Source organism: uncultured Alsobacter sp., from assembly GCF_945952055.1.
Lineage (GTDB): Bacteria > Pseudomonadota > Alphaproteobacteria > Rhizobiales > Beijerinckiaceae > Alsobacter.
Map to the genome: position 1 here is coordinate 1 of NZ_CAMFHB010000010.1, position 25311 is coordinate 25311.

The following is a 25311-nucleotide window of genomic DNA, read 5'->3' on the forward strand; positions in this document are numbered from 1 at the left end:
AAGACTGTCAGGGATGTCCCCGAACATGTGTCAGGGATGTCTCCGGTATTTACACACGGCCCGGGCATCCACGACTTTGCCTGGGCCATCCTGAAGTCGTGGGTGGCCGGGCCAAGCCCGGCCATGACGTTGGAGAGATTGCAGGATCTCTCTGCTGCCCTCAGCAGGGCACCGACTGCACACCGATTTGTCTCGACGGATCGCCGTGCCTGATATTTCATACGGAATATCCGATCGGGTGGGGGATCTTCCGATGACGCGTCTGTTCCGGTTCCTGTCTCTGTCTTTCGCCGCGCTCGCTGTCGCGTTCGCCGGGGCTCCGGCCCGGGCGCAGAACCTCACGCTCGAGAAGGGCACCCTGGCTCTGGCGGCCGATTTCGCGGCCGCGCCCAACCAGTTCCTCAATCCCGACGGGACGAAGGACGGCCTCAACGTCGACCTGTGCGGCGCGCTGGCGGCCAAGATGGGCATGAAGCTCGAGTGGACGAACCTGGCCTTCCCGGGCCTCGTCCCCGGCCTGCAGGCCCAGCGCTTCGACGGGCTGTGCACGGCGATCTTCATCAACCCGGACCGGCTCAAGATCATGAACATGGTGCCGTACGTGCAGTGGGGCGAGGGGCTGATGGTGAAGGCCGACGCCACCTTCGGCGGAAGCTGCGGCTTCAAGAGCGGCGATGCGGCGAGCTACAACGGCTGCTTCGACGACCTCGCCGGCAAGACCGTCTCGGTCGCGGCGGGCGGCACCACCAACAAGAACCTCGTCGCCCAGAGCGAGCGCATGGTCGCCGCCGGCAAGAAGCCGATCACGGTGCGCGCCTTCGACGCCAATGCCGACACCATCCAGGCGGTCGTCTCGGGCCAGGCGGACGCGGCCTACCTCAACGACCCGCAGGCGGCCTTCTTCATCAACCGCAACAAGGGCTGGAAGCTCGCCTTCACCGGCTTTGCCTCCAACCAGTTGGCGCTCGCCACGCTGAAGGCCAACACCGCGCTCGCCGATGCCATGGTCAAGGGCCTCTCCGAGATGAAGGCCGACGGCAGCTACGAGAAGATCCTGGCCAAGTGGGGCGTGGCGGCGGTGCCGTCGTTCGACTACCAGAAGTGACCCGGACGCTGCGGCCCGGGACGGGATCTTCGGGCGCAGGCCTATCCTCGGGCGCACAGACGTGATCTGGGACTGGTCGTTCTTCTTCGCCTATCTCACCGATCCGCGGATCGTCGCGGCGGCGGGCACCACGCTCGCGGTCGCGACGGTGGCGCAGGTCGTCGCCACGGTCATCGGCGTCGGCGGCGCGCTGGCCTTGCGCTCGTCGGTCGCGGCCCTGCGCGGCGCCGTGCACGGCTACATCTGGCTCTTCCGCGGCACGCCGCCCCTCGTCCAGCTCCTGCTGTTCTACTTCGGCCTCGCCCAGCTCGGCCTGCGCCTCAGCGTGCTGCAGGCGAGCCTGGCCTGCCTGTCGCTCTACAGCGGGGCCTACATGACGATCTTCGTGCGCACGGCGCTCGATTCGATCGACAAGGGACAGGTCGAGGCTTCGCGCAGCCTCGGGCTCTCCCGGTTCGACACGCTGCGGGACGTGCTGATGCCGCAGGCGCTGCGCATCCTCCTGCCGCCCTTCGGCAACGAGTTCGCCAGCATGATGCGCACGACCTCGCTGCTCTCGGTGATCTCGTTCGAGGAGCTCCTGCGGGTCACCAACCAGGCGATCAACCAGACCTTCCGGCCGCTCGAGCTCTATGCGGTGGCCGCGCTCTACTACCTCGCCATGACGACGCTGTGGATGCTGGTCCAGCACCGGCTCGAGCGGCGTCTCGACACCGGGCGGCGGGAAGCCGGCCGGACCACCATCGCAACCACCACGCCGGGGATCTCCGCCTCATGACTGCTTCCTCCCGTCCCGCCCGGGTCATTCTCTTCGGCCTCGGGGCCCTCGGTTCGCTGCTCATGGACGCGCTGCGCAGCGGCTATCCCATGATCCGCATCGTCGGCGCCATCGACCACGATCCCGCCAAGGTGGGACGGCGGATGGGCGATCTCTATCCCGGCATCACGGACGGCGCGGACGTGGCGGTCGCCGCGACCGTCGAGGCCTGCCTCGCGAGCCTGAAGGAGCCGGCCGACCTCGCCTACCACATGACCGAGTCGGTGCTGTCCCACGTCGAGGAGCAGATGACGCAGCTTCTCGACGCCGGAATCAACGTGATCTCGGCGTCGGAGGCCATGTTCCATCCGGCCCTGCGCTTTTCGGACGTTGCGGACCGGCTCGATGCCGCCGCGAAGCGCAAGGGCGTCAGCATCACGGGCGTGGGCATCAACCCGGGCTTCAGCTTCGACAGCCTGCCGCTGATGCTGGCCCGCACCACCTGCGGCGTGAAGCGCGTCACGATCACGCGCACCATCGACGTCACCGGCACCGGGCCTGGTGACATCGACCACGTGGGCTACGCGCTGTGGCCGGACGAGTTCCAGGAGAAGATCAAGGCGGGCCGCATCGTCGGCCACATGGGAGCGCCCGAGTCCATCGCTTGCATCGCCGAGCGGCTGAACCTCGACATCGACCGCGTCGAGGAAGGGTGGGAGACGTCGACCGCCACCTTCCCGGTGGATTCCGGGACTCCCTCCCTCGGCATGATCGAGCCCGGCCGCGTCATCGGGATCGCCCAGGAAGGGCGCGGCATGCGCGGCGCCGAGACAATCATCTCGGTGCGCCTCGTCATGTTCTACCAGCCGGAGCTGCACGGCCTGCGGGTCGCGGACGAGATCGACATCGAGGGCCTGCACCACGTGCGCGCCAGCGTCGTGCCGGCCGCCCTGTCGCTGTTCGGGGCGGCCAACACCATCGTCAACGCCACCCACGACGTCATCGGGGCCGAGCCCGGCCTCGTCAACATCGTGGACCTGTCGGTCGCCGGCACGCGCCGCGGCGGGTTCTCCTACGCGGTGGACCGGGCCTCGCCGCCGGTGCCGGGCCTCGTGAAGCTCGTGAAAGTGCAGGCCTGAACCGCCCATGGGCGCGTGGGATCAGCACCTCTTCCTGCAGGTCCTGACCTCGCCCCTGGTCGCGCAGGCGGCGTTCACGACCGTCTGGGTCGCGACCGTGGCCCAGGCCATCGGCACGGCCATCGGCTTCGGCGTGGCGCCGATGATGCTGTCGGCCTGGCGGGCGCCGCGCGTGCTCGCCTGGCTCTATCTGTGGATCTTCCGCGGCACGCCGCTGCTCGCCCAGATCCTGTTCTTCTACGCCGTGCTGCCGTTGTTGGGCGTGCGGCTCGGCGTCCTCGCCACGGGCCTGCTGGCGCTCGGCATCAACGAGGGCGCCCGCATGGCCGAGATCGTGCGGTCCGGCCTCATCGCCGTGCCGGCGACCCAGCGCGAGGCGGGGTTCTCACTGGGCCTCACGCGGTTCCAGGTGTTCCGGCTGGTGGTGCTGCCGCAGGCCATGCGGGTGATCCTGCCGCCGCTGGTCAACAACTACAGCTACATGATCAAGGCCACGTCGCTGCTCTCGGTGATCTCCTTCGCCGAGCTCCTGCGCACGTCCCAGCAATTGGCCCAGTCGACGTCGCGACCGCTCGAGATCTACTCGGTCGCGGCGCTGTGGTACCTCGCCATCATCTCCGTGGTCAGCCTCCTGGAGATCTGGATCCGCGGGCGCAGCGCCTGGTCGAGGGCAGGGGGCGGGGAGGCCCGCCCGGCCAGGGCGGCCGTGGCCCCCGCGCCGCCGGTGGCGGCGCTGGCGCCCGTGGCCGATCATCGCCCCTCCGGCGAGGTGCTGGTCGCGGCGAAGGGCCTCCACAAGACGCTCGGGGCGGCCCGCGCGCTCGACGGCGTCGACCTGACCGTGCATCGCGGCGAGGTGGTCGTCGTGGTGGGGCCGTCGGGCTCCGGCAAGTCGACCCTGCTGCGCTGCCTGAACCACCTGGAGGTGCCCGACGAGGGCGAGGTGACGCTGGCCGGCGAGACCATCGGCTTCAGGCGCGCCGCTGGCGGCGCCCGTGTCGCTCTGTCGGAGCGGGAGCTCGACCGGCAACGCAGCCGCATCGGCATGGTGTTCCAGCAGTTCCACCTCTTCCCGCACCTGACCGCGCTCGGCAACGTCACGCTGGCGCTGCGCCGCGTCGGTGGGCTTGCACCGGGGGCCGCCGATGCGCGGGGCCTCGCGCAGCTCGCCCGGCTCGACCTCGCCGACAAGGCGCAATCCTATCCGGCCATGCTCTCCGGCGGGCAGCGCCAGCGGGTGGCGATCGCCCGTGCGCTGGCCATGAACCCCGAGGTCATGCTGTTCGACGAACCGACGTCGGCCCTCGATCCCGAGATCGTGGGCGAGGTCCTGCGCGCCATGCGGGCGCTCGCCACCGACGGCATGACCATGGTCGTGGTGACCCACGAACTGGGCTTTGCCCGCGCCGTGGCGGACCGCCTGGTGGTCATGGAGGCGGGCCGGATCGTCGAGCAGGGACCCGTCGAGACCGTGCTGGCCCGCCCGACCCATCCGCGCACGCAGGCGTTCCTCGCGACGCTGGCGGCCTGAATCCCGCCGCAGAGCTGGCGCTTGCCGGGCCGGTTATCCACAGCCCACCCGCCGCAAGGCCGGCGGCCGAAAGTGCCGCGCCATCAGGGACGAGGCGGCGGTTCGTGACGTGCCGATGACGGCCGTGACGGCGCGCCGGGAACGCTCCGCGTTCTCGTGCCGTTGCGTGAGGGGCCGCGCCGAAGGACACTGGGTGGCCTGCTCGAGAGGGATGGACGGATCGCCATGGTGACGGACCAACCAGCCTGGCGCGTCTCGTTCGGAGACGGCGTCGCCGATTCCGACGAGGCCTGCGTGGCATTCACCCAGGCCGATGGACAGGTTCAAGTCTATCGGATCACGCCCAAGCGCAGAGACGTCGACGAGCGCTGGGCCGAGCGGATCGCGCGGGACGCGGCGTCCGCCATTTCTGCCGCCTGGAGGATCGGATCGGCAAGGCCGGCGGTGGCGGGGAACGCCTGAGCGGCCGGCCGCCGGGACGCTGCCCGGGTGGTCCGCGCGGCGGTTCATCCGTATACCGGACGCAGGGACCCGCCGGTCCCGCCTTCTCCGGAGTTCCCCCGCATGCCCGACGCGCATCGGCCCCACGATGGCCGATATGATTTTCGCCCGGCCGGTCTCGCCGACCCCGGTCTCCTGCCGCAGTTTCCGGATGCCGGACCGGGCGACGTCGCCACCGCGTCGTGGCCGTTCCTGCGCCTCGCCGTTCCCCACGTCTGGCGCACCGACGCGCGCCATCGCTCGCCCTTCCAGACGGGCCTGATCTCGACCGAGGAGGCCTTGATCCTGCACAACGTCGCGCGCGGGTTCGCCGGAGCGCGCGCGCTGGAGATCGGCTGCCACTTCGGCTGGTCGACCGCCCATCTCGTCGCGGCGGGCCTCGATCTCGACGTGGTGGACCCCGCCCTCGCCGATGAAGCGCGCCGGGCCTGGGTCGAGGCCTCGCTCGCCCGCGCCGCGGCGCCGGGGACGCCGATACCGCGGTTGTGGCCGGGCTTTTCGCCGGACATTCTCGGCACCGTGGCCGCGACGGACCGCCGGCCCTTCTCGTTCGTGTTCATCGACGGCAACCACGAGGGCGACGCGCCGCGCCAGGACGCGGTGGCGGTGCAGCCCTTCTGCGCCGAGACGGCCGTGGTGATGTTCCATGACCTCACCTCGCCGCATGTCGCGGCCGGTCTCGCGGCGATGCGCGACGCCGGCTGGAACACGGGCATCTACGAGACGATGCAGATCATGGGGCTCGCCTGGCGGGGCCAGGTCGAGCCCCTGCTCACGCAGCGCGACCAGGCCGTCCCGCAAAGCCCGGCCCACCTCGACGGCTTTCGCCGTCTCGACCGCGCTATCTGACGCGTCCGGCGCCGGGCGGGGGCGCGACGGGGCGGCCCACAAAGAAAAGCCCGCGCGTCGGGCTGGACGGGCGCGGGCCACGGAGTTGAACGTCAGGGGTAATCTGGAACGCGCCGGCCGCGCCCGAGTTCCAATTTGACGCACTCGGCGCTTGTAACGCGCGCGAAGCGGCCGCGAAGGCGGCCGATCAACCGGAGTTCGCCTCGGCATCGCGCGCCCACAGGTGCTCCCGCCAGCGCACCAGCACCGCCAGCGTAGCGAGTGTTCCGGCGAGCCCGTAGAGCGTGGCCGTGGCCGGGAAGCCGAGGGTGTCGATCAGGGGACCGGTGCCGAGAAGGCCGATCGGCAGCCCGTACACCGCGAGCGTGCGCATGCCCATGATCCGGCCCCGGAGGGCGACCGGCGCGCTGCGCAGCAGCAGCAGCGACAGGGGCAGCATGCACATCATCTGGGCGAGCCCGATCAGGCCCAGGAGCACGAGGCCTCCCGCCAGCCCATGGACCTGGCCGAAGACCACGAGCAACGCGTGCCAGACGAGGCTGCACACCAGCATCGTCCGGGCCGGGCTGAGCGACCCGGCGCGGGCGGTCGTGATCACGGAGGCGACGATGCTGCCGCAGGCGACCGCGGCCACCATGTAGCCGAGCCCGGCCTGGGTCGTGCCGTAGACGTCGCGCGCGACGTAGGGCAGGAGGCCGAGCGTGAACGGAAAGGCCGTCATGTTCAGCGCGAAAGCCATGATCATGGCCGCCAGTTGCTGGGGGTGCTGCCAGACCGCCCGCGCCGCATCCCGCAGGTCGCCGAAAGGCGACAGCTTCGGCAGCGGATGGGTCCGCACCGGGCGGGGCACACCGGCGCCGAACGAGAGCAGCGCACCCAGAGCGTAGAACGCCACGGCGACCGGGTAGGCCACCGACATGCCCAGCACCAGAACGATGGCACCGCTGGCCAGCGCGCCGGCCGCGCGCGCCGAGTCCTGCGTGATGCGCGACAGGCTGATGGCCCGCATCAGGATCCCCGGCGGGATGGTCTCGGCGATCAGGAGGTTGCGGATCCCCGTGTCCGACGGGCGGACGAGGCCGCCGACCCCGGCGATCACCAGCACCAGGACCGGGGACAGGTTGTCGGTGAGCGTCAGGAGCGTGCCGACGGACGACAGCGCCACGAAGCAGGCCCGGATCGCGCAGATCACGGTGCGCTGGCCGAGCCGGTCCCCCGCCAGCCCGAAGAAGGGCGCGATCAGCGTGCCCAGGAACTGCATCGTTCCGTAGAGCGTGACCATCAGCACCGACTGCGTCTTGACGACGATGTACCAGCCGAGCAGCACGTTCTCCATTTCGAAGGCCCAGGAGGTCACCAGGTCGGCCGACCACTGGAACCGGAAGCTGCGCACCGCGAAAGGGGAGAAGACGGAGGCCCAGCGGGACGCGGTCATGGTGCGGCGGGTCCTTCGGGCGCGGGCGAAGCCGCGTCGCTGGAGGAGGATCTTTTCCGCAGAGGTAGCACGGTGGGCGCGTTCTGAGCAGTGCGCGGAGCGTGGAGCGGCGCTGTCGGCACCATGCCTAGCCCTGCTCCTCGGGCGGCCTGACGTGGCGGAACGTCCACAGGAGCAGCAGGTCGTAGACGATCTTCAGCGCCCCGCAGGCGATGAACGGCCAGGCTGCATGCCCCGCCGCGTAGAGCATGCCGGCCAGCGCGGGGCTGGCGGCCGCGGCGAGGCTGCGCGGCACCGAGGTGAAGCTCGCCGCGGCAGCCCGTTCGGCGGGCGTCACCACGGCCATGACGTAGGAGGAGCGGGTGGGGACGTCCATCTGCGACAGCGCCGAGCGCAGCAGCAGCAGCGCGAGGGCCAGGCGCAGGTCCGGTGCCAGCGCCGCGCCGATGAGGAACAGGTTCGCCGGGATGTGGGTGTAGACCATCGTGTTCACGAGCCCGATGCGGGCGGCGAGCCAGGTGGCGACCGGGTAGGAGAAGGCCGAGAGCACGCCCGAGACCAGGAAGAACGTCCCGGCCTGCGCGAGCGACAGGTCGAATCGCTCGAACAGCCACAGCGCCAGCAGCGACTGCACGGCGAAGCCGCCGGCGAAGGAATCGATGCTGAACAGCGCGGCGAGCCGGACGACGATGCCGCGTGAGGGCCCCAGTGGCGCGCCCCTGCGGTGGTCGCCCTCCGGCACCGGCGCGAGGCCGCGATAGATCGCGCCGGCGCAAAGGCCCAGCGCCGCGTAAAGCACGAACATCGCCTTCAGGGACGCCAGCGTGGACAGGCCGAGGCGCACCAGCAGGTCCGGGCTCGCCGCCGCGAAGCCCCCGGCCGCCCCGGCCAGGGCCCCGACGAGGCTGTACGTCGCAAAGGAGGCCGTGCGCCGCTGGTCGGCGACGGCATGGGCCAGGACGGCGTGCTCGAGCGGCACGAAGATGCTGACGCTGCCCGAGGAGGGATTGGCGGTGCCGGCGAAGGCCACCATCGCCAGGACCGGAAAGGCGTTCGATCCGGCGAAGGCGAGACCGGTCGCGGCCATCAGCAGGGAGGCCGCGATCAGCAGGGTGCGGTGGTCGCTGCGCCCCCCGAGCCAGCCGATGCCGAAGGTCATGACCGCCGACCCGAGCAGCGCCACCGTCGCGACGATGCCGGTCTCCAGCGCGCCGAGGCCGAGGGCGGAGAGATAGACGGGAAGGAGCACCGCCACGAAGCCGTCGCCGAAGTCGCGCAGGGACCGGGCGACGTAGAGCCTCGTCGTCACCGTCCGCTCGGTGTCGCCGGGCGCCGCCGGCAGAGCCTGTGTGCCCATCGCGGGTTCCTGGGTCCTGCCCCTGTGTGGCAGCGCAGGCCCCGCTTCGCAAGGTTGGAGGGGGGCGTCTAGACGGGGATCGGGTTCGGCCCGGCGAAATGGCACGCGGCCTGTTGCCCGCCGGGCATCTCGCGCAGCGCCGGGCGCTCCTGCCGGCAGATGTCCCGGGCCAGTGGGCAGCGGGTGTGGAAGGCGCAGCCGGGTGGGATGCGCGAGGGGCTCGGCACGTCCCCGCCCAGCACGATCCGGCGCCGCGCGGCGCCCGGATCCGGCCGGGGGACCGCCGAAAGAAGGGCCTGGGTGTAGGGGTGGTGCGGGGCCTCGTAGACGGCGCGGCGAGGGCCGATCTCCACCACACGGCCGAGATACATCACCATGACGCGGTCGGCGATGTGGCGCACCACCGCGAGGTCGTGGGCGATGAACAGGCAGGAGAAGCCGTTTCGCTCCTGCAGGTCCTGCAGCAGGTTCACGATCTGCGCCTGGATCGACACGTCGAGCGCCGAGACGGGCTCGTCGGCCACGATGAGGCGCGGGCCCGTCGCGATGGCCCGGGCGATGCCGATGCGCTGCCGCTGGCCGCCGGAGAACTGCCGCGGGTAGCGGTCCATGACGGAGGCCGGCAGGCCGACCTGGCGCATGAGGTCGGCGACCTGCTCGCGCAGGGCCTTGCCGGGTTGTGCGAGACCGAAGGTCTGCAGCGGCTCCGCCAGCGTCTGAAACACCGTACGCCGCGGGCTGAGGGAGCCGAACGGATCCTGGAACACCATCTGGGCGTGGCGGCGGAACTGGCGCAGCGCCTCTTGCGACAGGGCCTCGAGGTCCTGTCCGTCGAAATGCACGCGGCCCTCGCTGGGCTCGATCAGCCGCAGGAGAAGGCGGGCCAGGGTGGACTTGCCGCAACCCGATTCCCCCACCACCGCGAGCGTCTCGCCCGGCTGCATGGCGAAGCTCACGCCGTCGACGGCCCGCACCCTGGCGCTCGCGGCCACGAACGGCAGGCCGCGCGAGCCGCCGAAGACCTTGCCGATGCCCTCGGCGCGCAGCAGGAAAGGCGCGGAGGGGCTCATGCGGCCTCGCTTCCGGCGACGAAGCAGGCCGCACCGCGCCCCGGCGCGAGCGGCGTGAGGGCCGGGCGCTCCGCCTCGCAGCGGGCCACCTTCACGGGGCAGCGCGGCGCGAAGGCGCAGCCCCGCGGCCGCGCGCCCGGGGCAGGGACGTTGCCGGGGATCTGGTGCAGGCGCCGGCTCTCGCCGTCGAGCCGCGGGATCGAGGCGAGGAGGCCGCGCGTGTAGGGGTGCAGCGCATCGCGGAACACGTCGGCGACGCGGCCCGTCTCGACCACGCGGCCGGAATACATCACCACCACCGTCTCGCACATCTCGGCGATCACGCCGAGGTCGTGGGAGATGAGCAGGATGGCCGTGCCCGTGCGCTCGCGGATGTCGCGCATGAGCTCCAGCACCTGCGCCTGGATGGTCACGTCCAGCGCGGTGGTCGGCTCGTCGGCGATGAGCAGGCGTGGGCGGCAGGCGAGCGCCATGGCGATCATGACGCGCTGGCGCATGCCGCCGGAGAACTGGTGCGGATAGGCGCGCCGCCGCTGCGCCGCGTCGGGGATGCCGACCCCGCCCAGCAGCTCCAGCACCCGCGCTTCGCGGGCCTGCGGCGACACCTGCTCGTGCAGCGCGATGGCCTCGCCGATCTGGTCGCCCACCGTCATCAGCGGGTTGAGCGAGCTCATCGGCTCCTGGAAGATCATGGCGACGTCGCGTCCGCGCAGGTCCGGCATCTCGGACCGCGGCACGGTGACGAGGTCCCGCCCGGCGAACAGGATCCGGCCGCCGCGGATGGTGGCGGACGGGGCGAGCAGGCGCAGGATGGACAGCGACGTGACCGACTTGCCAGAGCCGGATTCGCCCACGAGCCCGACCGCCTCGCCGGTCCCCACGGCGAAGGAAACGTCCTCGATGGCGGTGACGGCGGCGTCCCCGCGCCCGAAGGCGACGGTGAGCCCCTCGACCTGCAGCAAGGGCGCTCCGCTAGTGGCATGCAAGGCCGCGCCGCTCATGGCATGTCCGGGTCGAGGGCATCGCGCAGGGCGTCCCCCAGCACGTTGATCGACAGCACGACGATGGTGATGGCGAGGCCCGCGCCGATGATGGGCCAGGGCGAGCCGAAGACGTTGCCCAGCGCGTCGCGGATGATGTTGCCCCAGCTCGGCGCCGGCGGCCGCGTACCGAGCCCCAGGAAGCTCAGCGAGGCCTCGAGGCGGATGGCGGAAGCGACCCACAGCGTGGCCAGCACGACGACCGGCGAGGCCATGTTGGGCACGACGTGGCGCAGGATGACCGTGCGCGTGCGCAGGCCCACCGAGATGCTCGCCTCGATGTAGGGCTCCTGGCGCACGGCCAGGGTCGTGGCGCGTGCGACGCGGGCGAAGCCCGGAACGAAGGCGATGGAGAGCACCAGCAGGACGTTCCAGAACCCGCCGTCCAGCGCCGCCGAGATCATGATGGCGAGCAGCAGTTCGGGGAAGGACAGCAGCAGGTCGATGATTCGGCTGACGATGCGGTCGACGACGCCGCCGAAATAGCCGGCGCAGACCCCGAGCACCGTGCCGACGATGGCGGCGATGCCCGGCGCGAGCAGGCCGAAGATCAGCGAGTTGCGGGCCCCAAAGAGCAGGCGCGAGAGCACGTCGCGGCCGAACTGGTCCGTGCCGAGCCAGTGGTCCGCCGACGGATAGGTGTTGATCTTGAGGTAGCTCTGCTTGAGCGGGTCGTAGGGCGCGATGGTGGGGGCGAGGACGGCGACCACCACGAAGGCCAGCACCACCAGCGCGGCGACGATCGTCCCCGGCCGCTCCAGCGAGAACATGCGCCGCAGCACGCCGAAGGAGGGCTCGTCCGAGGCCAGCAGGGGCTCGTCGACGGTGGTCATGCCTTCACCCGGATGCGGGGGTCGACGAGGGCGTAGACGAGGTCGACGCCCAGGTTCACCACCACCACGAAAAACGCGAAGATGACGACGCCTGCCTGGATGACCGGATAGTCGCGCTTGGCGATGGCGCTGATCAGCACCTCGCCGATCCCCGGCCGGTTGAACACGAGCTCGATGGCCACCGAGCCCGACAGCGTCGCCAGCAGGCTGAGCCCCAGTCCGGTCGCCACGGGCAGGAGGGCGTTGCGCAGGCCGTGGCGGAAGATGACGCGTGGCTCGCGCGCGCCCTTGGCCCGCGCGGTGCGCACGTAGTCGCGGCCGAGCACCTCGAGCATGGAGGTGCGGGTGAGGCGCCCCAGGAACGCCGACTTCAGGGTGGCCAGCGTGATCGCCGGCAGGATCACGTGGTACATGCGGTCGAGGAAGCCGCTGCCGCCGCCATTGATCGGAAACCAGCCCAGGTTGAGCGCGAAGCCGATGAGCAGCAGGGCGCCGAGGTAGAAGTCGGGGATGGCGTAGCCGACGAGGGAGTAGATGCGGGCGCCCATGTCCGGCCAGCGCCCGCGGTTGACCGCGGCGACGACGCCCATGGGGATGCCCACGACCACGCCCAGGCCGGTCGCCACCAGGGTCAGCTCGATCGTGTAGGGCAGGTTCTCGCGGATGAGCTGCGACACCGGCATCTGGCTCACCATCGAGGTGCCGAAGTCGAAGGTGAGCATGCCCTTCAGGAAGGCCAGGTATTGCTGCCAGAGCGGCAGGTCGAGGCCCATCTGGCGCCGGAACAGGGCGAGCTGGTCCTGCGTCGCGTACTCGCCGAGCACCACGAGCGCCGGGTCGCCCGGCAGGAGCCGCAGCGCGACGAAAACGAGCGTCAGGACCAGGAGGACGGTGGGCACGGCATCGAGCAGCCGTGCCCCCACGACGCGCAGCATGCCGTCAGACCCGCTTGGCGCGGTTCAGCGGCCAGTAGGCGTAGCCGGACTTCACCGGATAGCCGAGGTCGACGCGCGGGTTGCGCGCGATGACGTAGGACAGCGTGATGATGCCCAGCAGCGGCAGGTCCTTGAGCGTCTGCTTCTCGATGTCCTGGATGAGGGCGGTGCGCTTGGCGAAGTCCGGCTCGTCCTGGGCCTTCTCGATGAGCGCGTCGACGCCGGGGATGGCCGTGCCGTAGTGGCTGTAGTTGTCGCCGCCGGAGCTGTCGGCCTTCACTTCGGCGCTGGTGGAGAGCTGCTGCAGGATCGGCTGCGTCGGCACCGGCGGATAGCTCGACGAATAGAGCGCGATGCTGTTGCGGTCCTTGCGGTTCTCCGCGTGCATCGTGGCGTGGTCGATGATCTTCAGGTCGAGGTTGATGCCCGACGCGCGCAGCTGCTCCTGGATGATGAGCATGATCGCCGCGTAGTCCTCGCGCTGGCTGGTGTAGCAGGGAATGGTCACGCCATTGGCGAAGCCCGCCTCCGCCAGCAGCGCCTTGGCCTTCTTGGGGTCGGGCTCGTAGCGCAGTTCCGGCGGCAGAGCCTCCTTCTTCACCGCGCCCTCGAACTGGGGCGCGATGACGCCGACCATGGGCACGGCCATGCCCGCGAAGGCGGCGGCGATCTCGGCATTGTTGATGCCGTAGCGGATCGCCTGGCGCACGCGCACGTCGTTGAGCGGCGGGCGCGTCAGGTTGAGGTGCAGGCTGTTGAAGCTGCCCGGCGCCGTGCCGTCGATGATGGTGTTGGGCGAGCGCTGCTTGATCGTCGGGATCCAGCCCGGCTGCCGCACGCCCTCGATCATGTCGACCTGGCCCGAGGCGAAGGCCAGCGTGCGGGCCGTGGTGTCGGCGATGAAGGCGACGCGCAGGGTCTTGGTCGCGGCCGGCCCGGCGTAGTGCTGCGGGAAGGCCGTGAGCAGGATGCCCTCGGTGGGGCTGGTGCTCTCGACCTGGTAGGGGCCGGTGCCGATGGGCTCGAGGTTGAACTTCTGCCCGCGCTCCTCGAAGGCCTTCTTGCAGAGGATCGCCGCCGAGAGCGCCGTGGTCACGCTGCCGTTGAAGATCGGATCCGGCCGCTTGAGGACGACGCGGAAGGTGTATTTGTCCGGCGCCTCGATGCGCTCGATGATCGAGTAGAGCGCCTTCTGGCTGGTCGGGATCTTGGGATCGAGGTGGCGGGCGAAGGTGAAGAGCACGTCCTCAGACGTCATCTCGCCGTAGCCCCGATGAAACTGCACGCCCTCGCGCAGCTTGAACGTCCAGGTCTTGGCGTCGGGCGAGCTGTCCCAGCTCGTGGCGAGCGCAGGCCGGAAATCCTCCGGCCGCACCGCGAAGGTGCCGTCGTCGGGCTTCACGAGGTTGTCGAAGATCTGGCGGATCGCCCAGTTGTCGCCGCCGGTGAGGCCGTTCTGCTGCGGGTTGATGCCGGTGACGGCACGCGCGGCGAGCGCGATGGAGATCGGGGTCTCCTGGGCCTGCGCGGGGACGCTCCAGCGCCCGATGGCGGCGGTGGCGCTGAGCGCGGATCCGGTGACGAGAAGACGACGACGGTCGATGGACATGCGATCCTCCAGGAAAGGGGGCCCCTCTGCCGGGAGCCCTCCGCGTTGGCTTCGTTCGGCTCGGAAGGCGAGGGGCCTAGAGCGCGAGGGGACGGACCCGCGCGTCGAAGGCCGCCTCGTCGTAGGCGATGCCGAGCCCAGGCGCGGTCGGCAGGTGGAAGAGGCCCTCCTGCGGCTCGGACGGGTTCTTCGGGAAGACCGCGCTGGCGCGCTCCCAGTTGTCGGCGAGTTCCACGGGCTTGGCCAGGTGCATGATCGTCGACAGCACGTGGATGTTGGCGAGGTGCCCGATCGTCGGCTGGGTCTGGTGGGGCACCAGTTCCACGCCGTGGGCGTAGGCCAGCGCCGCGCACTGCATCAGCCCGGTGATGCCGCCCATCTTGACGATGTCCGGCTGGACCATGCGCACGCCGGCGTTGATCAGGTCCTTGAGGCCCTGCAGGGTGTAGGTCTGCTCCCCCGCCGACACGGTGATGTCGAGACGCTGGGCGACCTCGCCCATGGCCGAGACGTGGTAGTGCTGCACCGGTTCCTCGAACCAGGTGAAGCCGAGGTCCTCCAGCGCGCGGCCGACCCGCATGGCGCCGCCCACCGAGTAGCCGTTGTTGGCGTCGAAGCCGAGGACGAAGTCGTCGCCCAGCGCCTTGCGCACCGCCTTGGCCTTGGCGATGTCGCCGGGAATGTCGACGTCGACCTTCGTGCGGTCGCCGTCCCAGCGGATCTTCACCGCCGCGGGCTTCTCCTTGGCGACGCGCCGCTCGACCACCTTCACCACCTCGTCGACCGTGCGCCAGGCGTTGCCGCCCACGGAGGCGTAGCAGGTGAGCGAGGTGCGCCAGGCGCCACCCAGCAGCTTGTAGACGGGGAGGTTCGCGACCTTGCCCTTGATGTCCCACAGGGCGATGTCGAGGGCGGCCAGTGCCCCGGTGACGGCACCCTCGGGCCCGATCTTGATGCACTTGTGGATCAGCGTGTCGAGCAGGACCGCATGGTCCAGCGGGTCCTTGCCCACCAGGAAGCCCGCCATGTGCTTGGCGATGATGACGAGCGAGGCAATGCCGCCTTCCATGGGCGAGGCCTCGCCCATCCCGGTGACGCCCTCGTCGGTCTCGATCCTGACGAAGGCCGACCGGCCCCCTTTCGCCGTTTCGCTCCATTCGAGCTGGAAGGCGTCGACTTTGGTGATCTTCACGGGCGGCTCTCCCCAGGATTTTCAGGCATGGTAGCGGTACCGAGAAGGCGCGCAAGCTGATCCTGGACGTGGAGACCTGCAGTGTGCGCAGTGCGGTGCGCGGCCGGATGGTGTGTTGCAGCGCGGTTTTGCGCGCCAGGGTGGCATTCCGGCAGTTTTCGACGGCGCGCATCCTGCGATGCGTGTTCGCGGCCCGGCGCGGCCTTTAGACTCGGCATCATTGCGTTGACGACATAGCTTCGAGGCTATATTGGTGTGGCAGGTCGCGTTCTTCGACGACTTCGACCATGAGTTCGCCAAGTTGGAAGAGCAGGTGCAGGACGCCTTGCTCGCATCGATTCTTCTTCTGCACCGGTTCGGTCCAGCTCTGGGTCGCCCTCATGCGGACGTGCTCTTCGGTTCGGCGTTCTCGAACATGAAGGAGCTTCGCGTCACGACGGCCGGAGGCGCCTGGCGGCTTGCGTTCGCGTTCGACCCGCAGCGCAAGGCCATCCTGCTGGTTGCCGGCAACAAGGCCGGATCGGCTCAAAGACGGTTCTACCGGAACCTGGTCGCTATCGCCGACCGCCGTTACCGGAGGCATCTGGACCGGCTGGCAACGCTCGGATTGGAGGAGCACTGATGGGCCGTACACTCGAAGAGATCCTCGCCACATGGCCCGGCGATCGCCTCGAAGCGATTGAACGCCGCTTCGAGCAACTCGCGCTGGAGGTGGAAAGCCTGGCCGAACTGCGCCGAGCTTCCGGAAAAGCTCAGGCCGACATCGCGGCCGCGCTCAAGATCAAGCAGCCGTCCGTGTCCAAGATCGAACGGCAGGCCGACATGTATCTGTCCACCCTGCGCGGCTACGTCGAAGCGCTGGGTGGAGAGCTGGAACTGATCGTCCGTCTGCCGTCCCGCGCTCCGATCCGCATCGACAAGCTCGGGGACCTGGGATCCGGCGGCCCGGCCAAGCAACCCGCCAGGCCAGGCCGCGCACTCACCGCGCGCGGCCCGAAAGGCTGATCTCCCGCACCTGACGCGCTCATGGCGAGCGACGTCACGCCGGCGAGATCACGACGACCTCGTGATCGAGGATGGCCGGAACCGTGAAGCACAGCCGGCCTTCCGCGACCCTGGCGTCCACGCTCGCCCCGCTGACGAGCAGCTTGACGGACGCCTTCGCCGGCGCCTTCACCGCCACCGTCACCGGCCCGATCGGAACGAGCCTGTCCTGCCGGCCCGACAGCCGCGAGGTCAGCAGGCGGTTGTTGAGGTGGAGGATCGTCGTGCCGTCCTGGTCGTAGGCGGTCGGGGTGATGAAGCCGAGCCCGCCGTCGAGGGTGACGAGCGGGTCGCCGCCGAGGCCCCAGCGCACGGCGTTGGCAATGATCAGCCCGTGCTCCGGGTTCTCGTCCCGGTTAAAGCAGCGGTCGAGGTCGCCGGCGAGCCAGACGAGCCGCGCGCCCGAGGCGTGCTCGCGCGCCGCGATCGCCGGGATCGTGGTCGAGAAGACGCGCATGAACGACGTCTCCGGCGGATAGATCGGGTAGTCGGGGATGTAGGTGGCGAGCACCCGCACGCCGTCGTCGACCGTGGTCACAGGCAGATAGCCGCCGAACGGGATCGTGTCGGCATCGTCGAGCCCGGCCAGCACCGGGTGGCGGCTGCCCTTGGTGGTCGGCGCGGTCGTGTCGTGGGGCCCGTCCACGCCGGCGCGGATCTCCGGTGAGAGCCGCAGATAGGTGTGCCGGCTCGAGACTTCGATGTTGGTGTCGGCCGCCTCGATCCCGCCATGGCTGCCCTTGCCGCGGTGCACGCCGAACAGGTCGGCCAGCGCGTAGTCCGCATGCGGCTCGCCGAACTCGCCGCTCGTGCCCGTCTCGCCGGTGGCGATCACCGAGCCGCCGGCGGCGGCGAAGGCGCGGACGGCGTCGGCCGCCGTCGTCGAGAGCGCGCCGATGTTGGGCAGCACGAGAACCTTGAAGCGCCCTTTGGCCGCCGCCAGGTCGTCGGCGTGGACGGGGATGTAGGTGAGGCCGGCCTTGTCGAGGGCCTTCACGATGCCCCTGTAGGGTCCTAGCGTGCGCTCGTTCGCCTTGCCCTGGCCGTGGAAGTCGTGGTTGCGCTGCGACCAGACGATGCCGACGTCCGCCAGCGGCTGCCGGTTCACGAGATAGCGCTCGTTGGCCTCGTGCCAGCGGAAGATGGGCTCGGCCGTCTGGTACTGGCGCCGGTCCTCGTGCATCGCGCCGATATGGTGCCACCACGGCTGGATGCCGCCGGCAAAGCCGGACGACGACCACAGGCGCACCTCGGCCGGCGGCATGCTCGCCTGCCGGAAGGTCGGAGCGCCGAGCTGGTATTGCGGCGTGCTCTCGGGGATCAGCACGTCCCAACCGGCCTGCTCATGCAGGCGCTTGCCGGTCTCGGTGTTGTCGGTGAAGCCGTCGACCGTGTTGCGGCGCTGGTGGTCCAGCATGATGATCGCGGCGCGCTTCAGGATCGCGTGGGTGTCGATGAAGCGGTGGTTGTTGTTCATCACGTCGCCGCTGATCATGCCGCTCCAGACGCAGTCCGGGCCGCCCGCGCGACGGGTGATCTCGTTGTTGAAGTCCCACAGCTCCGTGCGGCGCTGGTAGTTCCAGCGGATCCACAGGCGGTAGCCCTCGCTCGCCCAGTCGTGCGTCTTCGGCAGGTCGAGCCTGGCGTAGTCGAAGAAGCGCTCCCGGCAGTTGCGGCAATGGCAGATCCGCTCGCGCGGCATCCCGGGCCAGCTGTTGTCGGAGAAACCGTCGGGCTTCGACCGCTCGATGATTTCTTCCATCACGCGCGGCAGATAGTCGGAATAGTAGTCCGAGTTGATGCAGGTGACGAACTTCTCGGCCTGCTTGTAGGGCTTGCCGTCCGGGTCCACGCAGATCCAATCCGGATGGGCGCGGTAGAAATCCTCGGCCACGCGGTTGGAGTCCATGCGGGCGACGACCTTCAGCCCCTCCTCGCGCGCCGCGTTCACGACCTCGCCGTAGAGGTCCCGCTCGCCCAGCGCGATGGCGCGGTGGTGCAGCGGGAACTTCGAGGGATAATAGGCCACGATGCCGCCGGCATTGATGATCGCACCCTGCACGCGGGTGCGCCGCCAGTGCATGCGCCACCAGGCATCGTCGTAGCGCTTGGGATCGATCTCGACGAGGTTGGTCTGCGCCCAGCGAAGGGTGGTGCGGTACCAGGGCTGTCCGGTGGTCATGTCGGGTCTCTGTCGGTTGGCGGGATCAGGCCTGATGGGCCACGCAATAGGGCTGGTTCGAGAGATCGTCGGCGAGCCCCGGCGAGACCGAGCAGCCGTCGGGCGAGGCCACCGTGACGTAGAACTGCAGGTGCCAGGGCGAGCGGGTGTAGTCGGCCGGGATCTCGGCCGCGAAGCCGCCGGCGGCCGGCTGCATGGCCACCTTCGTCCAGCGCTCGGCCTGGTTGACGTGGCGGTAGTGCAGGACGACCTCGCCGGTCGCCGCACCGCGGGCCGTCACCTTCAGGGGCGAGCCCGCCTCGAAGGTCGCCGGCGCGTCGATCGCGAGCGCGCCGCTCGCCACCGGCCGGCGCCCGTCGATGGCAGCGATGGCCTTCGCGACGGCCTCGTCCGGGTGCACCGTCTCGTGCGGGGCGTCGCAGCGCAGCGCCTGGATGTCGAGAAGCTCGATCTCCATCTCCTGCGTGCGCTTCTGCCAGGAGCCGCGCAGCCAGGTCTGGTTCCCGAAGGTGAGATCGTCGTGGTAGACGTCCCGCGCGATGTCGGCCGCCGAGGCCCAGGCGAGATGCGCGCGCTTCAGCTCGTTCTCGGCGCGATCCACCAGGATCGACACCTTCGACAGAAGCCACAGCTCGATCCACACCGACGCGCGGAACTTGCCGGCGAAGAAGCGGGCGATCCCCGACAGGATGCCGACGTCGATGGCGATGCGCTGCACCTCGCCCTTGTCGAAGGCCTTGCTGCGGCGGACGTCGAGAAGCGCCCGGTCGCAGCCATCGGCCATGGCCTGCAGCCAGTCGGCGACGTCGAGGGGCGTGTAGCGCGGGTCGATGCGACCGGCGTGCAGGGCCTCGGCATATTCGCGCGGGCTCGAGAAAAGCTGCATGTCGAAGGTCGGCGCGTTGCCGAAGCGCACCGGCCCTTCCATGTCCTGGCCGTAGGGTCGCCGCGTGCCGACCGGCGAGATCGGCAGGTTGGCGTAGATCTCGGGCCAGTAGTGGTTGTTGGACGCCGACGGCGCGTGGGTCAGGCTCACCAGCGGCAGCACGCGGCTCGCCAGCGCCAGCGCCGTCTCGCAGGCGTCCGCGGCGTCGCCGCAGGTGGCGCGCAGATGCCGCATCCAGCCGTCGCGCGGGGCTTCGGGGTTGTAGAGGCCGCGGCCCCAGACGCGGTACTGGTAGGCGAACTTCTGCCAGTCCCATTTCGTGGCGAGACCCTGCTTCTGGTAGTGGAAGCGCTGGCCGGGAATGCCCGTCCCCATGCGCCCCTTCCAGGAGTTCGGCTCCAGCAGTTCGACGCCCTCGGCGCCGCAGAAGATCGACAGGCGGCCATAGCCGGCCGAAAGGGCCGGGTCGCCCCACATCAGCACGCGCTGCGTCCCCTGCCAGATGCGGAAGACGACCTTCCAGTCCTTCTGCTTGGGCAGCAGGTCGCCGTAGCTGTAGCGCAGGAACTTGCGGGAGCCTTCGCTGAGCTGCTCGCGCTGGCTCCTGGCCACCGGCGGCGGGTACTCCTTCTCGCGGATCGCCGACTGGTGGTACGGCAGTCCCCAGTGCTCGCCCATGTATTTGGGCGTCGTCGCGATCGGCATGCCGCTGTCGCGCGCGATGCCGATGACCTCGTGGTCGAGCCCCTTGCCGTGCATGTCGATCTCGACCGGCCGACCCGCCGCGGCGACGCCGGCGAAGGCCTCCTTCCAGAAGGGATAGTCGCCCTCCGGGATGCCGCCCTCGACATGGACGCGGAAGGTGAGGCCCTTGATCTCCGGCACCTGCTTCAGCAGATGCGTGAGCGCGTCGCGGCAATAGGGCGCGAGGTTGGCGTCGCTGATGCCGTCGAGGTGATGCCAGGCCTTGGGCACGTCGGCGAAGTCGTAGCGCTGCGTCCACAGCGCCAGGTGGAAGTCGATGCCGCGCCGGGCCGTCTCGCGGGCGATGAACTTCAGCGTCTCCAGGTTTCCGTCGCGCTCCTCCGGGGTGAGGTCCTTCACGGAGACCTGGTAGCCGGGCAGGTCGAACAGGAACGGGTAGGGGAAGTAGAAGTAGACGTCGGAGATGTAGTTGTTGTGATAGGGATAATTGTACCCCATGCCGAGCGTCAGGTTGAACCGGTTGTAGCGCTGCGTCGCGAGCATCGAGAGATACTCGTGCCAGAACTGCCGGTCGTGGAACCAGCTCTTGTCCTCCTGCTCCGAGCAGAACAGGCGCGCGATGCAGCGCACCCTTGCCGAAGGCTTTTCGACGAGCGGCAGGTCGGGGCCGAAGAGCGGCGCGCCGGGCTCGTGGTGCGCCACGCGGTCGGCGAGTTCGGTGAGCGCGTAGACGAGCCCGCGCTCGTCGCGCCCCCAGGCCAGGATGCCGCCGGCATTCGGCAAGAGCGCGAGGGATTCCGCGGCGTCGGGGAGCGTGACGCCCGCCGACTGCGCGGCGCCGGCCGCGGCGGCATCGTCGGCGACGGCAACGGAGACGCCCGGGCCATCGGCGCCCGATCCTACGCCGATGCGCTTGAGGGCGCGCCGCAGCTCCTCGGCGGCCCAGGCGACCGGCGAGCCCGCCGGGAAGCTGGCGGCTGGGATGTTCACGGACATGGAGGCGGGCAGGGTCATGGCTGGACTCCGGAATGCGAGGCGGCCGGTCGGTCGGGGTGCGGGGAGGGGGGTGGCGCCTGCGGCGCGCCTGAAACCGTGGCGTTGGGGCTCCAACTCTCCGCCGTCCTGGCCGGGCTTGGCCCGGCCATCCACGACTTCGGTATGGCCCCGGCAAAGTCGTGGGTGCCCGGGCCAAGCCCGGGCATGACGTGCGGAGGGAGGGAGCGAACGGAACAGACGAATGCTGGCAGACAGGTAGCGCTACCATCCAACCGCGAGCGGAACTGTCCCACCGTCCCCATGGCCTCAGCTCGCAGGGACGGCCGCGGCCTCGGCCGGGCGCAGGGGATTGGGGGCGGCGAAGTGGCAGGCGGCGTTCTGGCCGGGCGCCACCTCGCGCAGCGGCGGGCGCTCGGCGGCGCAGACGGGCTGGGCCAGCGGGCAGCGGGTGCGGAAGCTGCAGCCGGTCGGAATGGCGGACGGGCTCGGCACGTCGCCCTGCAGGATGATGCGGCGGTTGCGTTTGCCGGCACCGGGTTCCGGGGCAGCCGAGAGGAGGGCCTGGGAGTAGGGGTGGTGCGGGGTCGAGAAGATCCGCTCCTTCGGACCCTCCTCGACGATGCGCCCGAGATACATCACCGCCACGCGGTGGGCGATGTGGCGCACGACGCGCAGGTCGTGGGAGATGAAGAGGTAGGAGAGCCCCTGGGCTTCCTGCAGGTCCTGCAGCAGGTTGACGATCTGCGCCTGCACGGAGACGTCGAGCGCCGAGACGGGCTCGTCGGCGACGATGAAGGCCGGGTCGAGCCCGATGGCCCGCGCGATGCCGATGCGCTGGCGCTGGCCGCCCGAGAACTCGCGCGGGTAGCGGTCCATCACGTCCGGAGGCAGGCCCACGCGGGTCAGCAGTTCGGCGATGCGGTCGCGCTTCTGGGCCGTGCCGGCGAGGAGCCCCTGGGCCTCCAGCGGCTCGGCGATGATGTCGACGACCTTGCGGCGCGGGCTCAGCGATCCGTAGGGATCCTGGAAGATGATCTGCAGGTGCTTGCGGATGCGGTGCATCTCGCCCGCGTCGGCCGAGGCGATGTCGCGTCCCTGGAAGAGCACCCGGCCGGCGGTGGGCTCGATCAGCCGCAGCAGCAGCCGGCCCGTCGTCGACTTGCCGCAGCCGGATTCACCCACCAGCGCCAGCGTCTCGCCGGGCGCCACCGAGAAGCTCACCTCGTCGACGGCCCGCACGCCGCCCTTCGCCTTGCCGAAGAGCCCGCTGCGCTTGCGCGACGTGAAGACCTTGGTCAGGCCCTCGACCTGGAGCAGAGGACCGTTCATGCGGCGTCCTCCCCGGCGGCGGCATAGCAGGCGGCTCTCTGGCCGGCCGCAATGTCGAAGAGGGGCGGTTTGGCGGTGAGGCAGACGGGCATGCGGCGCGGGCAACGGTCGTAGAAGTCGCAGCCGGGCCCGCGGTCCTGCGGGGAGGGGACCGAGCCCGGAATCTGGTAGAGGCGCCGGCCGTCGTTGCCGCTGGTCGGGATCGAGCGCAGCAGGCCTTCGGTGTAGGGGTGCGCCGGCCGCTCGAAGATGGTGGCGACGTCGGCGCTCTCCACCACGCGGCCGCAATACATGACGATGACGCGGTCGGCGATGTCGGAGATGACGCCGAGGTCGTGCGAGATGAGCACGATCGCCGTGTTGAACTGCTCGCGCAGGCGTCGCATCAGGTCCAGCACCTGCGCCTGGATGGTGACGTCGAGCGCCGTCGTCGGCTCGTCGGCGATCAGCACCTTCGGGTTGCAGGCGAGCGCCATGGCTATCATCACGCGCTGGCGCATGCCGCCGGAGAATTCGTGCGGATAGGAGCCGAGCCGCTCCTCCGGCCGCGGGATGCCGACGAGGCTGAGCATCTCGATGACCCGCTCGCGGCGGCGTGCCGCGTCCATGGGCTCGTGCAGGAGCAGCGTCTCGGCGATCTGGTCGCCGATGGTCATCACCGGGTTCAGCGAGCTCATCGGCTCCTGGAACACCATGGCGAGATCCTTGCCGCGGATCGTGCGCATGGCGTCGAGCGGCAGGTCGAGGAGATTGCGGCCTTCGAGCTCCACGCGCCCCGACAGGATGCGTCCGGGCTCGGGGACGAGCCGCATCATGGCGAGCGAGGTCATGCTCTTGCCCGACCCCGACTCGCCGACGATGCCGATGCACTCGCCGGCGGCGAGGTCGAAGCCGATGCCGTCGACGACCTTCAGCGGCGCGTCTCCCGGGCCGAAGGCGATGGTGAGGTCGCTGACGCTGAGGACGGGCTTGCTCATGCGCGGGTCTCGGGATCGAGCACGTCGCGCACCGCGTCGCCGATCATGTTGAAGGCGAGCACGGTGATGGTGATGGCCACGCCCGCGCTGACGATCGGCCAGGCCGAGCCGTACATGTTGGAGAGCCCGTCGCGGATGATGTTGCCCCAGCTCGCCTGCGGCGGCTGCGTGCCCATGCCGAGGAAGCTCAAGGTCGCCTCGAGCCGGATGGCGGTGGCGATCCACAGCGTCAGCACCACCACCACCGGGCCGGCGATGTTGGGCAGGATGTGGCGCAGGATGATGCGGAAGTGGCTCACGCCGCCCGCGACCGCGGCCTCGACGAAGGGCTCGTGGCGCAGCGACAGTGTGGAGGCGCGCGCGATGCGGGCGAAGCGCGGGGCGAACGCGATGGTCAGCACCGCCACCATGGACCAGAAGCCCGAGCTCAGCGCCGCCGCCACGAGGATGCCGAGCAGCAGGGCCGGGAAGGCGAGCAGCAGGTCCACCACGCGGCCGAGGAGGCGGTCCGGCCAGCCGCCGAAATAGCCGCCGATGAGGCCCAGCGTCGTGCCGATGAGGGCGGCCAGCGCCGGCGACAGCAGCCCCAGGACCAGCGAGGTGCGGGCGCCGAAGATGATGCGCGAGAGCACGTCGCGGCCGAACTGGTCGGTGCCGAGCCAATGGTCGGCGGACGGCTGTTCGTTCACCGACAGCAGGCTCTGCTCCACCGGGTCGTAGGGCGCGATGACGGGTGCGAAGACCGCGATCACCACGATGGCGACGAGGACGACGAAGAAGAACAGCGTCAGAGGCTCATGGACGATGTTGCGCCAGAGCTGGCCGAGCACGCCCTCGGGCGGCGCGCGGCGTGCGATGGGGGCGGGGGCGTCGGTGGCGGCGGTCACGACACCTCTCCCACGCGCGGGTCGACCAGGGTGTAGATGATGTCCATCGCGAGGTTCACGAGGACGACGAAGAGGGAGAAGACGACGATGCCGGCCTGGATCACGGGATAGTCGCGGGTCTCGATGGCGCCGACCAGCATGCTGCCGAGCCCCGGCCGGCCGAAGATGAGCTCGATGGCGACCGATCCCGACAGCGTCGACAGGATGCTGAGCCCGAGCCCCGTGATGACCGGCAGCAGCGCGTTGCGCAGGGCGTGGCGGTACACGACGCGGCGCTCGCTGGCGCCCTTGGCGCGCGCGGTGCGGACATAGTCCTTCCGCGCGACCTCCAGCAGCGACGACCGGGTGAGGCGGCTGACGAAGGCCGCCTTGATGAGACCCAGCGCGAGGGCAGGCAGGAACAGGTGCCACATGCGGCTCGTGAAGCCGTCACCGCCGCCGTTGATGGGGAACCAGCCGAGGTCGAGCGCGAAGACGATGAGGAGCACGGCGCCGAGGAAGAAGTCCGGCACGGCGTAGCCGACCAGCGAGAAGATGCGCGAGCCCGAGTCGATGGCCTTGCCGCGGTTCACCGCCGAGGCGACGCCGACGGGAATCGCGATCACCGTGCCGATCATCGTCGCCGCGATGGTGAGCTCGACCGTGTAGGGCAGGTTCAGCTTGACGAGCTGCGCGACCGAGAAGTTGTTGGCGAACGAGTTGCCGAAGTTGAACGTCGCCGAGTTGATCAGGAACGAGACGTATTGCTGCCAGATCGGCAGGTCGAGGCCGATCTTGCGGCGGAACTCGGCGAGCTGCTCCTGCGTCGCGTGCTCGCCCAGTACCGCCAGGGCCGGATCGCCCGGCAGGATGCGCATGGCGATGAAGACCAGCGTCAGCACCAGCAGAAGCGTGGGGACGGCGTCGATGAGACGCCGTGCGATGGTCATGCCCATGGGACTGCCTTGCCGGA

Annotated in this window: 22 protein-coding genes; 8 read left to right on the forward strand and 14 right to left on the reverse strand. The window is 70.0% G+C overall.

Going from position 1 to position 25311, the window contains the following annotated elements:
• Window positions 1–253 precede the first annotated feature (253 nt).
• From Q0Q47_RS09775 to Q0Q47_RS09800, 6 genes are all read left to right on the forward strand, one after another.
• Entirely contained in the window at window positions 254–1105 is an 852-nt protein-coding gene (locus Q0Q47_RS09775) for an ABC transporter substrate-binding protein (protein WP_293858128.1), read from the forward strand.
• Between the two features lie 61 nt (window positions 1106–1166).
• A complete protein-coding gene (locus Q0Q47_RS09780; RefSeq protein ID WP_293858131.1) occupies window positions 1167–1883 on the forward strand; it encodes an amino acid ABC transporter permease in 717 nt (238 codons plus the stop codon).
• On the forward strand, window positions 1880–3001 hold the full coding sequence (locus Q0Q47_RS09785; RefSeq protein ID WP_293858134.1) for a hypothetical protein: 1122 nt from the start codon (window positions 1880–1882) through the stop codon (window positions 2999–3001). Before Q0Q47_RS09780 ends, Q0Q47_RS09785 begins: the two co-directional genes overlap by 4 nt.
• A gap of 7 nt (window positions 3002–3008) precedes the next feature.
• Complete coding sequence (locus Q0Q47_RS09790; protein WP_293858137.1) at window positions 3009–4532, forward strand: amino acid ABC transporter permease/ATP-binding protein; 1524 nt, start codon at window positions 3009–3011, stop codon at window positions 4530–4532.
• A gap of 225 nt (window positions 4533–4757) precedes the next feature.
• Window positions 4758–4994, forward strand: a complete 237-nt coding sequence (locus tag Q0Q47_RS09795) for a hypothetical protein (RefSeq protein WP_293858140.1) — start codon at window positions 4758–4760, stop codon at window positions 4992–4994.
• Window positions 4995–5096: 102 nt separating this feature from the next.
• Window positions 5097–5882: a class I SAM-dependent methyltransferase gene (locus tag Q0Q47_RS09800; RefSeq protein WP_293858143.1), complete on the forward strand. Its 786-nt coding sequence runs from the start codon at window positions 5097–5099 to the stop codon at window positions 5880–5882.
• A gap of 187 nt (window positions 5883–6069) precedes the next feature.
• Here the strand turns inward: Q0Q47_RS09800 and Q0Q47_RS09805 are convergent, their stop codons facing one another.
• The 8 genes from Q0Q47_RS09805 to Q0Q47_RS09840 form a co-directional block, all read right to left on the reverse strand.
• On the reverse strand, window positions 6070–7317 hold the full coding sequence (locus Q0Q47_RS09805; protein WP_293858146.1) for an MFS transporter: 1248 nt from the start codon (window positions 7315–7317) through the stop codon (window positions 6070–6072).
• A 127-nt stretch (window positions 7318–7444) separates the two neighbouring features.
• The gene (locus Q0Q47_RS09810; RefSeq protein WP_293858149.1) at window positions 7445–8674 is read right to left on the reverse strand and encodes an MFS transporter; all 1230 of its coding nucleotides are present in this window, start codon (window positions 8672–8674) and stop codon (window positions 7445–7447) included.
• A 68-nt stretch (window positions 8675–8742) separates the two neighbouring features.
• A complete protein-coding gene (locus tag Q0Q47_RS09815; protein WP_293858152.1) occupies window positions 8743–9744 on the reverse strand; it encodes an ABC transporter ATP-binding protein in 1002 nt (333 codons plus the stop codon).
• Window positions 9741–10706, reverse strand: a complete 966-nt coding sequence (locus Q0Q47_RS09820) for an ABC transporter ATP-binding protein (RefSeq protein ID WP_293858155.1) — start codon at window positions 10704–10706, stop codon at window positions 9741–9743. Before Q0Q47_RS09820 ends, Q0Q47_RS09815 begins: the two co-directional genes overlap by 4 nt.
• Before the next feature lie 35 nt (window positions 10707–10741).
• Complete coding sequence (locus Q0Q47_RS09825; protein WP_293858158.1) at window positions 10742–11617, reverse strand: ABC transporter permease; 876 nt, start codon at window positions 11615–11617, stop codon at window positions 10742–10744.
• Window positions 11614–12552, reverse strand: coding sequence for an ABC transporter permease (locus tag Q0Q47_RS09830; RefSeq protein ID WP_293858161.1), 939 nt, complete (start codon window positions 12550–12552; stop codon window positions 11614–11616). The genes Q0Q47_RS09825 and Q0Q47_RS09830 overlap by 4 nt, the downstream gene beginning before the upstream one ends.
• A 4-nt stretch (window positions 12553–12556) precedes the next feature.
• Window positions 12557–14161 carry an ABC transporter substrate-binding protein gene (locus Q0Q47_RS09835; RefSeq protein WP_293858164.1) on the reverse strand — a complete coding sequence of 535 codons (1605 nt, stop codon included), beginning with the start codon at window positions 14159–14161 and terminating at the stop codon, window positions 12557–12559.
• A gap of 76 nt (window positions 14162–14237) precedes the next feature.
• Complete coding sequence (locus Q0Q47_RS09840; RefSeq protein ID WP_293858167.1) at window positions 14238–15353, reverse strand: mandelate racemase/muconate lactonizing enzyme family protein; 1116 nt, start codon at window positions 15351–15353, stop codon at window positions 14238–14240.
• A gap of 253 nt (window positions 15354–15606) precedes the next feature.
• Here Q0Q47_RS09840 and Q0Q47_RS09845 point away from each other — a divergent pair, with 253 nt between their 5' ends.
• Window positions 15607–15975: a type II toxin-antitoxin system RelE/ParE family toxin gene (locus Q0Q47_RS09845; RefSeq protein ID WP_367278229.1), complete on the forward strand. Its 369-nt coding sequence runs from the start codon at window positions 15607–15609 to the stop codon at window positions 15973–15975.
• Entirely contained in the window at window positions 15975–16358 is a 384-nt protein-coding gene (locus Q0Q47_RS09850; protein WP_293858173.1) for an XRE family transcriptional regulator, read from the forward strand. Before Q0Q47_RS09845 ends, Q0Q47_RS09850 begins: the two co-directional genes overlap by 1 nt.
• A gap of 34 nt (window positions 16359–16392) precedes the next feature.
• Here the strand turns inward: Q0Q47_RS09850 and Q0Q47_RS09855 are convergent, their stop codons facing one another.
• From Q0Q47_RS09855 to Q0Q47_RS09880, 6 genes are all read right to left on the reverse strand, one after another.
• Window positions 16393–18579 carry an alpha-amylase family protein gene (locus Q0Q47_RS09855; protein WP_293858176.1) on the reverse strand — a complete coding sequence of 729 codons (2187 nt, stop codon included), beginning with the start codon at window positions 18577–18579 and terminating at the stop codon, window positions 16393–16395.
• Window positions 18580–18604: 25 nt separating this feature from the next.
• The gene (locus Q0Q47_RS09860; protein ID WP_293858179.1) at window positions 18605–21184 is read right to left on the reverse strand and encodes a hypothetical protein; all 2580 of its coding nucleotides are present in this window, start codon (window positions 21182–21184) and stop codon (window positions 18605–18607) included.
• 288 nt (window positions 21185–21472) lie between these two features.
• Window positions 21473–22495, reverse strand: a complete 1023-nt coding sequence (locus tag Q0Q47_RS09865; protein WP_293858182.1) for an ABC transporter ATP-binding protein — start codon at window positions 22493–22495, stop codon at window positions 21473–21475.
• Window positions 22492–23472 (reverse strand): ABC transporter ATP-binding protein, encoded by a 981-nt coding sequence (locus tag Q0Q47_RS09870; protein ID WP_293858185.1) that lies wholly within the window; start codon window positions 23470–23472, stop codon window positions 22492–22494. The genes Q0Q47_RS09865 and Q0Q47_RS09870 overlap by 4 nt, the downstream gene beginning before the upstream one ends.
• Window positions 23469–24359, reverse strand: coding sequence for an ABC transporter permease (locus Q0Q47_RS09875; RefSeq protein WP_293858188.1), 891 nt, complete (start codon window positions 24357–24359; stop codon window positions 23469–23471). Before Q0Q47_RS09875 ends, Q0Q47_RS09870 begins: the two co-directional genes overlap by 4 nt.
• Complete coding sequence (locus Q0Q47_RS09880; RefSeq protein WP_293858191.1) at window positions 24356–25294, reverse strand: ABC transporter permease; 939 nt, start codon at window positions 25292–25294, stop codon at window positions 24356–24358. Before Q0Q47_RS09880 ends, Q0Q47_RS09875 begins: the two co-directional genes overlap by 4 nt.
• Window positions 25295–25311 lie beyond the last annotated feature (17 nt).

Excerpts from the sequence above, each read along its gene's own strand:
- Q0Q47_RS09775 (WP_293858128.1), top strand. The coding sequence starts at position 254 with ATGACGCGTCTGTTCCGGTTCCTGTCTCTGTCTTTCGCCGCGCTCGCT.
- Q0Q47_RS09785 (WP_293858134.1), top strand. The coding sequence starts at position 1,880 with ATGACTGCTTCCTCCCGTCCCGCCCGGGTCATTCTCTTCGGCCTCGGG.
- Q0Q47_RS09790 (WP_293858137.1), top strand. The coding sequence starts at position 3,009 with ATGGGCGCGTGGGATCAGCACCTCTTCCTGCAGGTCCTGACCTCGCCC.
- Q0Q47_RS09795 (WP_293858140.1), top strand. The coding sequence starts at position 4,758 with ATGGTGACGGACCAACCAGCCTGGCGCGTCTCGTTCGGAGACGGCGTC.
- Q0Q47_RS09800 (WP_293858143.1), top strand. The coding sequence starts at position 5,097 with ATGCCCGACGCGCATCGGCCCCACGATGGCCGATATGATTTTCGCCCG.
- Q0Q47_RS09805 (WP_293858146.1), bottom strand. The coding sequence starts at position 7,317 with ATGACCGCGTCCCGCTGGGCCTCCGTCTTCTCCCCTTTCGCGGTGCGC.
- Q0Q47_RS09810 (WP_293858149.1), bottom strand. The coding sequence starts at position 8,674 with ATGGGCACACAGGCTCTGCCGGCGGCGCCCGGCGACACCGAGCGGACG.
- Q0Q47_RS09815 (WP_293858152.1), bottom strand. The coding sequence starts at position 9,744 with ATGAGCCCCTCCGCGCCTTTCCTGCTGCGCGCCGAGGGCATCGGCAAG.
- Q0Q47_RS09825 (WP_293858158.1), bottom strand. The coding sequence starts at position 11,617 with ATGACCACCGTCGACGAGCCCCTGCTGGCCTCGGACGAGCCCTCCTTC.
- Q0Q47_RS09830 (WP_293858161.1), bottom strand. The coding sequence starts at position 12,552 with ATGCTGCGCGTCGTGGGGGCACGGCTGCTCGATGCCGTGCCCACCGTC.
- Q0Q47_RS09835 (WP_293858164.1), bottom strand. The coding sequence starts at position 14,161 with ATGTCCATCGACCGTCGTCGTCTTCTCGTCACCGGATCCGCGCTCAGC.
- Q0Q47_RS09850 (WP_293858173.1), top strand. The coding sequence starts at position 15,975 with ATGGGCCGTACACTCGAAGAGATCCTCGCCACATGGCCCGGCGATCGC.
- Q0Q47_RS09855 (WP_293858176.1), bottom strand. The coding sequence starts at position 18,579 with ATGACCACCGGACAGCCCTGGTACCGCACCACCCTTCGCTGGGCGCAG.
- Q0Q47_RS09860 (WP_293858179.1), bottom strand. The coding sequence starts at position 21,184 with ATGACCCTGCCCGCCTCCATGTCCGTGAACATCCCAGCCGCCAGCTTC.
- Q0Q47_RS09865 (WP_293858182.1), bottom strand. The coding sequence starts at position 22,495 with ATGAACGGTCCTCTGCTCCAGGTCGAGGGCCTGACCAAGGTCTTCACG.
- Q0Q47_RS09870 (WP_293858185.1), bottom strand. The coding sequence starts at position 23,472 with ATGAGCAAGCCCGTCCTCAGCGTCAGCGACCTCACCATCGCCTTCGGC.
- Q0Q47_RS09880 (WP_293858191.1), bottom strand. The coding sequence starts at position 25,294 with ATGGGCATGACCATCGCACGGCGTCTCATCGACGCCGTCCCCACGCTT.